Source organism: Cellulomonas citrea (genome assembly GCF_009829685.1).
Lineage (GTDB): Bacteria > Actinomycetota > Actinomycetes > Actinomycetales > Cellulomonadaceae > Cellulomonas > Cellulomonas citrea.
On the sequence record NZ_VWSD01000119.1, the window covers coordinates 1 to 9,109 of the forward strand.

The following is a 9,109-nucleotide window of genomic DNA, read 5'->3' on the forward strand; positions in this document are numbered from 1 at the left end:
GGGCGGTCCACAGCTCGCGACAGGTCGCCAGCACCGCCGCGTGCTCGGCCCCTGCGAACGCGTCGAGAGCCTCACGCTGGCGAGCGGGTGAGCGCAGCCGCGCCTGGTCCGCCTGGCCGTGCACCGTGACGATGCTCGCGGCCAGCTCGGCGAGCACCGCCTGCGGCACGGACCGGCCACCCAGGTACGCCCGGGAGCGGCCCGGGGCGCCGTCGGTCCCGGCGGTCACCGTCCGGACGAGCAGCAGCGACCCGTCGTCGTCCTGCTCCGCACCCGCGTCCTGCGCGAGCAGCAGGGCCGGTGCGTCGGAGGGAAGCTCGACGCGACCCTCGACGCTCGCCGCGGGCGCACCGGGGCGCACCAGTGCCGCGTCTGCCCGCCCGCCGAGCAGCAGCCGCAGGGCGGTGAGCACCATCGTCTTGCCGGCGCCGGTCTCGCCGGTGAGCACCGTGAGCCCGGGGTGCAGCTGCACCTCGGCACTCGCGATCACCCCCAGGTCGGCGATCCGCAGCTCGCTGATCACGAAGGACGTCCCGTCGGACGGCCGCGCCACCCCTCCACCGACAGCGCGAACTTGTGCACCAGCCGGGTGGTGAACGGCGCTGGGGTGAGCCTGGCCAGCCGCACCGGAACGCCGTGGCCGCGCACCTCGATCCGGTCGCCCGGACCGATCGGGCAGGCACGACGCCCGTCACAGGTCAGCAGTGCACCCGAGGACGTCTCGGACGTCACCTCGAGCGCCACCACGGAGCTCGGCCCGACCACCAGGGGCCGGGCGAAGAGCGCATGGGCGGCGATCGGCACGACGATGGTGCCCTCGACGTCGGGCCACACCACGGGCCCGCCACCGGAGAAGGCGTGCGCGGTCGACCCGGTCGGGGTCGCCACGACGATCCCGTCGCAGCCGAAGGTCTCCAGCGGACGGGCGTCGACCTCGACGAGCACCTCGACCATGCGCGCCGGGTCGGTCTTCTCCAGGGCGGCCTCGTTGAGCGCCCAGCCCGACCAGGTCGACCCGTCGACCCGCGTGACCTGGACGTCGATGGTGTGCCGCTCCTCGACCTCGAAGTCTCCCGAGGTGAGCCGGCGCACCGCCTCGGCCACGTCGTCGGGCTCGATCGCGGCGAGGAAGCCGACATGCCCCAGGTTGACCCCGAGCAGCGGCACCCCGGCGTCCCGGGTGAGCTCGGCCGCACGCAGGATGGTGCCGTCCCCGCCGAGCACGACGGCCAACGAGAAGGGCAGCAGATCGGCGAGCGTGCTCTCGTCGGAGACGAGCAGCGGCTCCACCCCGGCGGCCGCGAGCTCACGCAGCACGACCGTGGTCGCGTCGATCGCCTCCTGCCGCCGCCGGTGCGTGACGACGATCGCCCGTTCGGTCATGACCACCCATCCCCAAGGTCGGTGCCCGGCACCGTGCCGGCCACCGCCTGTTCACCGGCATCCCCGACGGGCGCGGGCCCGACCGGGGCGTCCTGGAGCAGCGCCTCGTCGACGAGCGCGACCACATCGGCCTCGGCACCACCGGCCAGGCTCAGCCACAGCGGGTACTCGAGGTTCCCGGCGGGCCCGGGCAGCGTGCTGGCCCGCAGCCCGCGCACCCGGGCGCCGCAGGTACGCGCACACGCGACCACGTCGAGCACCGCCGCACGGTGCAGCGCCCGGTCACGCACGACGCCACCGGCACCGAGCCGTTCGCGCCCCACCTCGAACTGCGGTTTGACCAGGACCACGAGGTCGGCGTCGGGTGCGGCGACGGCGACCATGGCCGGCAGCACCAGACGCAACGAGATGAACGACAGGTCGGCCACGACGAGGGCGGGCGCAGGGTCGACGTCCCCAGCCTGCAGATGGCGGGCATTGACCCCTTCGCGCAGCTCGACCCGGGGGTCGCCGGCCAGCCGTTCGACGAGCTGCCCGTGCCCGACGTCGAGGGCGACCACGTGCCGCGCTCCGCGGCGCAGCAGCACATCGGTGAAACCTCCCGTGCTCGCGCCCACGTCGAGGCAGTCGCGGCCGGCGACGACGGGTCCGTCGCTCCCCCACGCCGCGAGCGCACCCTCGAGCTTGTGCGCGGCCCGGGAGGCAAAACCGGGATCGCCGGGATCACCGCGAACCTCGACCGGTGCCTGCGGGTCGACCGCGGTGGCGGGCCGCCGCGCCGTCGTCCCACCGACGGCGACCCGACCGGACTGCACGAGCTCGCCGGCGTGCCGCCGGGACCGCGCCAGGCCCCGCTCGACGAGGACGACGTCCAGCCGTGCGTTCACTGGGATTGCCCCTCGGCCTGCGCCAGCCGGTCCTGCAGCGCGGCGTGCACCGCGTCGAAGGCGGACACGTGCGCACGCAGCGGCTGCTCGTCCAGCTCGGCGAGACGTTCGAGTGCGGCGTCGACCTCGCTGTCGCCGCTGGTCGGGACGTCGACTCCGTCGGCCGGGTGGGCCTCGTCCGTCATACCGTCCACCACACCTCCGTCGATCGATGCCAGGACACCCACGGTACCGGCCGCGGCGCGGCGCACCGACGTCAGCACGTCAGGTGTGGACACCGCGTGCCTCGAACCGGGTTCAGGACGGCTCGCCACGGGCGGGCGCGTCCCCTAGCGGGCTCGTCCGTGCCCGCACAGACCCGTCCCGGGGACGGGTTCGCCCTCCACCGGGGCAGCAGGCCGCACCGGCCCGCTGCCCGATCGGCCCGGTGCCCGGCCGGGCGACCGCCTCGTCGGGCGACCGAGCGGTCAAGGTCTCAGCGCGGCTGAGGTCCCAGCTCGGGCACGGACGAGGCGTCGAGCTCGGCCCCCTCGTCCACCGCCGACCACGCCGCCGCGCAGGCCGCGCGCACCAGGTCGAGGTCGTCCTGGTCACCGTCCAGCTGCAGCGCCCCGGCGACCACCCGGGCCGCGGCACCGCGGCAGGTCCACCAGCCCTCGGCACCGTGCACCGGCACCGGGTGCGGTTCGAGCAGCGCCCGCAGATCGGCGCCCACGTACGTGGGCCGCTCCTGGGGCCGGGCGAGCACGTCGTCCCGTGCGCTGCTCACGCCGGTGAGCACGTGCAGCCCCGGGTAGCCACCCGCCCGCGCCCCCGCCAGGTCGGTGTCCAGCCGGTCGCCGACGACGAGCGGCCGGGTGCCCCCGGCACGTTCGACACCGATCCGGTAGAGGTCGGGCGACGGCTTGCCCGAGCTGTCTGGCTCGACACCGGTCGCCGCGACGACCGCCGCGACCAGCGCACCGTTGCCCGGGGCGTAGCCCCGCGCGGTCGGCAGGCTCTTGTCCAGGTTGGAGGCGACGTACCAGGCGCCGGCGGACACCGCGTACGCGGCCTCTGCCAGGTCGGTCCAGGCCAGCTGCGGCCCGAAGCCCTGCACCACGGCTGCGGGGCGGTCGTCGGCGGAGTCGACGACGACGAACCCCTGCTCGGTGACCGCCGTCCGCAGCCCCGCGGCACCCACGACCAGAACCTTGGCGCCCGGCTCGAGGCGGGTGCGCAGCGTGAGCGCTGCCGCCTGCGCCGCCGTGAGCACCTCCTGCGGCTGCGTCGGGATGTCGAGGCCGGTGAGCTGGTCGGCCACGGCCTGCGGCTCGCGCGAAGCGTTGTTCGTGACGAACAGCACCCGCATCCCGGCCGCCCGCGCCCCGGCGAGAGCCGGCGCGGCCCCGTCGATGGGCAGGTGACCGCGGTAGGCGACCCCGTCGAGGTCGACGAGCGCCAGGTCGTACGCCGTGCTCAGCGGCTGAGCACTCGCGGCAAGTCCAGCGTTCACTGCTCGTCCTCCTGCGGGCTGTCCACGTCCTGCTGCTCGGCGCCCTCGGGGGCGTCCTCCGCCTCGTCGTCCTCCAGGTCGAAGACGACGATGTCGTCCTCGTCGTCCGTACCCGCCAGGTCCGCCGCCGACAGACCCGCCAGCTCGGCCTGCGACTGGTCGGTGCGGCCCGCCGCCTCGAGCGCCGCGGCCCGTGCCTGGACGACGCGCGCCGCGAGCGGCCCCGTCGCGGCCCGGACCCCGGGCGACGCCAGGATGGCGACGGCGGCCTCGGGCTCCCCCAGGTCGAGGCGAGCGCCGCTGAGCACGATCGCCAGCTCGACCGCCGCCTGCGGCGACAGTGCCCCCACGTCCGGGTCCTGCGCGAGGGCGAGGGCGCGTTCGGGCCTGCCCAGACCGCGTTCGCAGTCGGCGATGACGGCGAGGTGCTCGGGTGAGCCCGACAGCCGCCGCACCGTGCGCAGCTCACGCAACGCCTCCGCGAAACGCCCCGTGCGGTAGGCCGCGAGCCCCGCGGCCTCACGTGCGACGTCCACCCGCCCCGCACGCCGGACCGCAGCCTGCGCATGCGCGTAGGCCGTCTCCGGATCGGCGTCGAGCAGCCGTCCGACCATGACGAGGTGCCGACCGACGGTCTCCGCGTTCTCCTTGCTCAACGTGCGCAACCGGCCACGCACGTCCCGGTCCAGGTCGGAGAACTGGGCGTCGTCGGGAAGGTCGGGCTCGGACTCGCGCAGCGCGCGGCGTGCGTCGGCGGCGGCACGTGCCAGCTCGTCGGCCTTGCTCATCGGTGCCGAGGACCGTTCGAACCGCCCAGCCAGATCGCGTCCAGCGCGACCCGCACGGTGCGCCGGCAGATCGCCACCGTCGTCGCGACCCGGCCCAGGTCGTCGAGCATCACCACGACGTCCGCCGACTCGCTCGCGGCCGTGGCCCCCTTCGCGCCCATCGCGACCCCGACGTCCGCGGCGGCGAGCACCGGAGCGTCGTTCACCCCGTCGCCCACCATCATCACCGGACGGTCGGCCAGGGCCGCGACGGCCTCGACCTTGCCGGCCGGGAGCAGACCCGCGCGCACGTCGTCCACCCCGATGCCGGCGGCCACGTGGTCGGCCGTCGCCTGCGCGTCCCCGGTGAGCATGACGACGTGCCGCACCCCGAGCCCACGCAACGAGGCGATCGTGCCGGCGGCGTTCGCCCGCACCTCGTCGGCCAGGACGAGCCGTCCGGCGTAGCGCCCGTCCACCCCGACGTGCACGGTGAGCCGGCCGGGCGCCGTCGTGCCGTGCTCGACCTGCGCCCCGGTGACCGCGGCGACGTGCGTCGCCTTGCCGACCACGACGCGCCGCCCCGCGACGAGGGCCTCGACCCCCGCGGCCGTGGTCTCGACGACCTCGGTGGCCGGCGGGACCTCCAGACCGCGCGACCGTGCGGCGTCGACCACCGACTGGGCGAGGACGTGCGGCGAGTACTGCTCGGCGGCGGCGGCGAACGCGACCAGCTCGTCGCCGTCCGTCCCGGCCGCGGGCTCGACCAGGTCGACCACCGGATGGCCGTAGGTGAGCGTGCCGGTCTTGTCGAAGGCCACCGTGCGCACCCGGGCGAGCTGTTCGAGCACCCCGCCCGACTTGATGACGACCCCGTTCTTCGCCGCCCGGCTCATCCCCGCCAGGAAGGCGACCGGTGCGGCGATGAGCAGCGGGCACGGGGTCGCCACCACGAGCACCTGGGCGAACCGCAGCGGGTCGCCCGACGCCCACCACGCGCCCCCGGCGATGAGCAGCGAGACCGCCGTGAACGGCACCGCGTACCGGTCGGCCAGCCGCACGATCGGCGCCTTCGAGTCGGCCGCCGCCTCCACCAGCTCCACGATCTTCTGGTACTGGCTCTCCCGGGCCGGGACGGTCGCCCGCACGTGCACGACCTGCTCCAGGCTCACCGACCCCGACATCACCTGCTCGCCGGGACCGTGCTCGACGGGCAGGGACTCCCCGGTGAGCGACGACTCGTCGAACGACGCGCCGGTGCCCTCGACGGTGCCGTCCACCGGGACGGCCTCACCGGGCTTGACCAGCAGCAGGTCGCCCACCTGCACCTGGTCGACCGTGAGCTCGCTCACCGCGCCGTCCGCCTCGACCCGGTGCGCGCGCTGCGGCGCCCGGGCCAGCAGGGCGGACACCTCACGGTGCGCCCGGGCCGTCGCGTACTCCTCCAGCGCGACCCCGCTGGTGAGCATGAGCACGACGACGAGCGCCGCCCACACGTCCCCGACCAGCACCGTCGCGACGATCGCGGTGACCGCCAGCACGTCGAGCCCGAACGAGCCGCGCAGCAGGCTCGCCACCATCGACCAGGCCTGGCGGGCGGCGACCGCCAGCACGTAGACGGTGAGCACGAGGTGCGTGAGGTCGTCGCGACCGGTCGCGGTGAGCACCGCCCCGACGAGCCCCGCGGCCAGCGTCGCGGTCACCATCGGGTACCGGACCCACCACGTGCGTGTGCGCTCCATCAACCGTTTGTACGCGCACCGCGCCCGCAGCGACAGCAAGCCGAGGCTTGCCTGTGCACTCAGGTTCCCGGCAGCGGGCTCACAGGTTCGCACCAGGGCGCTCGGAGATTGCGCTGAGATCGGGTCAGCACACTCGTGCCCATGACCACTGCGACAGCACAGCGCCCCGCCCGGGCCGGCAGCCGTCCGGCAGCCCCCGTGCCCGGGGCGGAGCACCGCAGCCGGCCGTCGTCCGTCCTGACCACGATCGTGCTCGGCTGCGTCGCGATCCTCGCCTTCTGGTGGTTCGGGACGCCGACCTCGGCGGGCGCCACCCCGGGCACCGCGCTGGTCTCCGCCGGTGAGCTCGCGGGTCTGCTCGCCTCGTTCCTCGTGTGCGCGCAGGTGCTGCTCGTGGCGCGGGTGCCGTGGTTCGAGCGGGCGGTCGGCTTCGACAAGCTCACGTCGTGGCACCGGTCGCTGGGCACGACGGTGGTGCTGCTGGTCGTCACGCACGTGCTGCTCATGGTCGTCGGCGGGATGTTCGTCGACCAGGCCACGCCGTGGGGCGAGGCGATGATCATGCTGCGCAGCTACCCCGAGATGCTGTCGGCGCTCGCCGGCACCGCTGTCTTCGTCGTCGTCGGGATGTCGAGCGCGCGGCTGATGCGCCGGTACCTGAGCCACGAGTGGTGGTTCGCCGTGCACCTGACCATCTACCTGGGCATCTACCTCACGTTCGGGCACCAGGTGTTCGGCGGACGGCACCTGGTGGGCAACCCGGTCGCCCAGACGCTGTGGCTGACGATGTACGCCGGCACCGGTCTGGCGATCCTGTGGTGGCGGATCGGCATCCCGGTCCTCGACAACCTGCGGATGGGTCTGCGGGTCGAGACCGTCGTGCCGGAGGCGACCGGCACGGTGAGCGTCTGGTTGCGGGGCAAGGGCGTGGACCGTCTGGCCGCTCGCGGCGGGCAGTTCTTCCTGCTGCGGTTCATGACGGCGGGGCACCTGGCGACCGCGCACCCGTACTCGGTGTCGATCGTGCCGACCGACGAGCGGCTGCGGTTCACCATCGGCGCGCTCGGTGACCACTCGACCGCCATGCGGCACATCCGCCCCGGGACCCGGGTGTTCGTCGAGGGTCCGTTCGGTCGGTTCACCGCGGGTCGCTCGCGGTCGAACCGGGCGCTGCTCATCGCCGGCGGCGCGGGGATCGGGCCGGTCCGGGCGCTGGCCGAGGAGCTCGTGGGCGCCGGCCGGGACGTCGTGGTGCTGCACCGCGGGCACAGCGCCGACCGGCTCGCGCTGTCCCGGGAGTTCCCGGAGGCCGAGACCCTGCACTACATCCCGCTCACCGGCCGCCGCCGCGAGCTGGGCTACGACCCGCTGGGGCCGACCTCGCTCGGCCGGCTCGTCCCGGACATCGCCCGCCGCGACGTGTTCATCTGCGGACCTGAGGGCATGACCGAGACCGTCGTCGCATCGGCGCGCGCCCTGCGGGTGCCGCGCACCGCCATCCACCACGAGGAGCTGAGCCTGTCATGAGCACGTCGTCCTGGCGGGGCACCGTCCTGTTCACCGGCACCCTGGCCTCGATCGCGGTCGTGGCCGGGACCAAGTTCGCCGCAGCCGCCGATGCGGGGCTCGCGCCCGCGACCGGCAGCGCCTCCGCCGCGCAGTCGGGGACGTCGTCGGGCACGGCGGCCAGCAGTGCCGCGGCTCCGGCGGCCCCGGCGGCCGGGTCGACGAGCTCGCAGGTCATCACGGGCACGGCGGTCTCGATGCGGTACGGCACCGTGCAGGTGGCGGTCACCTTCACCGGCGGGGCGATCACCGGGGTGCAGACCCTCAAGTCCCCGTCCGGCGGCGGGTCCTCGGAGATCAACGCCTACGCCACCCCGATCCTGGCGCAGGAGGCCGTCGCGGCGAACTCGGCGAAGATCGACACGGTCTCCGGGGCCACCTTCACCTCGCAGGCGTACAAGAAGTCGCTGCAGTCGGCCATCGACCAGCACGGCTGAGCCGGCTACTCCCACCCGGCCGTCAACGACCCGAACCGCTCGCGCGCGGTGCGGGCTGCGGCCCGGCCCTTCTCCAGCAGGGTGGCCGCGCCGACGGCGAGCAGCCCGACGACCGCGACCGTGAGCCACGCCCCGACCCCTCCCCACGGCGGAAGCACCGCGACGAGCGGCAGCCCGACGGCGACCACCAGCCCGACGAGGACGAGGACGGCACCGGCGGCCAGCCGTCGGCGCACCCGGGTCGCCAGGCCCCACCCGAACGCGCCGATGCCGATGCCGACCGTGACGAAGGCGTGCAGCACCCCGACGGTGAAGGCGTCGACCACCGAGCTGAGGGCGCAGAACGCGAGCGCGGCGACCTCGAGGGCACCGAGCCCGGGCGGGTTGGGCGCCAGGTCCCGGCGCCGCAGGTCGGCCCGCCAGAGCATGACGACGGACAGCAGCGCGACCCCGAGAGCGACCGTGTACCACCCGGCTCCCGCGCCGCTCAGACCGCCGGCGACCAGCACGGTCCAGCCGGTCCAGGCGACGACGGGCGCGGCCAGCCGCAGGCCGAGCAGCCGCCAGGCCACACCGGCGGCGGCGCACTGCACGGCGGCACCGGCCAGCACGGCGGCGGTGAGGACCGGACCGGCCGGCGCCCCGGTGCGGCCCGGGCCGACGAGGACGATCTGCAGCCCCGCGAGCAGCAGCAGCCCGATGCCCAGCTCGGTCGCGACCCGCCTGACTGGTGGTCGCGCCCGGCTCAGCACGAGTCCCACGGCGCCTGCGGCGGACGCCCCGACGAGCGGAACACGTCGACCTTGATCTCGTTCTCGGGGATCTCGATGTG

The 9,109-nt window shown here is 74.8% G+C and carries 10 protein-coding genes; 2 read left to right on the forward strand and 8 right to left on the reverse strand.

What is annotated here, in order from left to right; translation table 11 throughout:
* The 7 genes from F2B26_RS12160 to F2B26_RS12190 form a co-directional block, all read right to left on the reverse strand.
* On the reverse strand, positions 1–523 hold a 523-nt coding region (locus F2B26_RS12160), incomplete at its 3' end, for an AAA family ATPase (RefSeq protein WP_159809733.1).
* Positions 520–1,383, reverse strand: a complete 864-nt coding sequence (locus tag F2B26_RS12165) for an NAD kinase (RefSeq protein WP_159809735.1) — start codon at positions 1,381–1,383, stop codon at positions 520–522. The genes F2B26_RS12165 and F2B26_RS12160, both read right to left, overlap by 4 nt.
* On the reverse strand, positions 1,380–2,270 hold the full coding sequence (locus F2B26_RS12170; protein ID WP_159809737.1) for a TlyA family RNA methyltransferase: 891 nt from the start codon (positions 2,268–2,270) through the stop codon (positions 1,380–1,382). Before F2B26_RS12170 ends, F2B26_RS12165 begins: the two co-directional genes overlap by 4 nt.
* Positions 2,267–2,455, reverse strand: coding sequence for a hypothetical protein (locus F2B26_RS12175; protein WP_159809747.1), 189 nt, complete (start codon positions 2,453–2,455; stop codon positions 2,267–2,269). The genes F2B26_RS12170 and F2B26_RS12175 overlap by 4 nt, the downstream gene beginning before the upstream one ends.
* 290 nt (positions 2,456–2,745) lie before the next feature.
* The gene (locus F2B26_RS12180; protein WP_159809739.1) at positions 2,746–3,765 is read right to left on the reverse strand and encodes an HAD-IIA family hydrolase; all 1,020 of its coding nucleotides are present in this window, start codon (positions 3,763–3,765) and stop codon (positions 2,746–2,748) included.
* Positions 3,762–4,553 (reverse strand): hypothetical protein, encoded by a 792-nt coding sequence (locus tag F2B26_RS12185; RefSeq protein ID WP_235929643.1) that lies wholly within the window; start codon positions 4,551–4,553, stop codon positions 3,762–3,764. The genes F2B26_RS12180 and F2B26_RS12185 overlap by 4 nt, the downstream gene beginning before the upstream one ends.
* Entirely contained in the window at positions 4,550–6,274 is a 1,725-nt protein-coding gene (locus F2B26_RS12190; protein ID WP_201292720.1) for a heavy metal translocating P-type ATPase, read from the reverse strand. The genes F2B26_RS12185 and F2B26_RS12190 overlap by 4 nt, the downstream gene beginning before the upstream one ends.
* Before the next feature lie 141 nt (positions 6,275–6,415).
* Here F2B26_RS12190 and F2B26_RS12195 point away from each other — a divergent pair, with 141 nt between their 5' ends.
* Together F2B26_RS12195 and F2B26_RS12200 are read left to right on the forward strand one after the other, a co-directional pair.
* A complete protein-coding gene (locus tag F2B26_RS12195; RefSeq protein WP_159809741.1) occupies positions 6,416–7,801 on the forward strand; it encodes a ferredoxin reductase family protein in 1,386 nt (461 codons plus the stop codon).
* Entirely contained in the window at positions 7,798–8,277 is a 480-nt protein-coding gene (locus F2B26_RS12200) for an FMN-binding protein (RefSeq protein WP_159809743.1), read from the forward strand. Before F2B26_RS12195 ends, F2B26_RS12200 begins: the two co-directional genes overlap by 4 nt.
* A gap of 5 nt (positions 8,278–8,282) precedes the next feature.
* Here the strand turns inward: F2B26_RS12200 and F2B26_RS12205 are convergent, their stop codons facing one another.
* Complete coding sequence (locus F2B26_RS12205) at positions 8,283–9,038, reverse strand: hypothetical protein (protein WP_159809745.1); 756 nt, start codon at positions 9,036–9,038, stop codon at positions 8,283–8,285.
* Positions 9,039–9,109: the final 71 nt, after the last annotated feature.

What these genes read in the sequence shown, in the direction of transcription:
- F2B26_RS12200 (WP_159809743.1), top strand. Translation starts at nt 7,798, where the DNA reads ATGAGCACGTCGTCCTGGCGGGGCACCGTCCTGTTCACCGGCACCCTG.
- F2B26_RS12185 (WP_235929643.1), bottom strand. Translation starts at nt 4,553, where the DNA reads ATGAGCAAGGCCGACGAGCTGGCACGTGCCGCCGCCGACGCACGCCGC.
- F2B26_RS12165 (WP_159809735.1), bottom strand. Translation starts at nt 1,383, where the DNA reads ATGACCGAACGGGCGATCGTCGTCACGCACCGGCGGCGGCAGGAGGCG.
- F2B26_RS12190 (WP_201292720.1), bottom strand. Translation starts at nt 6,274, where the DNA reads ATGGAGCGCACACGCACGTGGTGGGTCCGGTACCCGATGGTGACCGCG.
- F2B26_RS12175 (WP_159809747.1), bottom strand. Translation starts at nt 2,455, where the DNA reads ATGACGGACGAGGCCCACCCGGCCGACGGAGTCGACGTCCCGACCAGC.
- F2B26_RS12195 (WP_159809741.1), top strand. Translation starts at nt 6,416, where the DNA reads ATGACCACTGCGACAGCACAGCGCCCCGCCCGGGCCGGCAGCCGTCCG.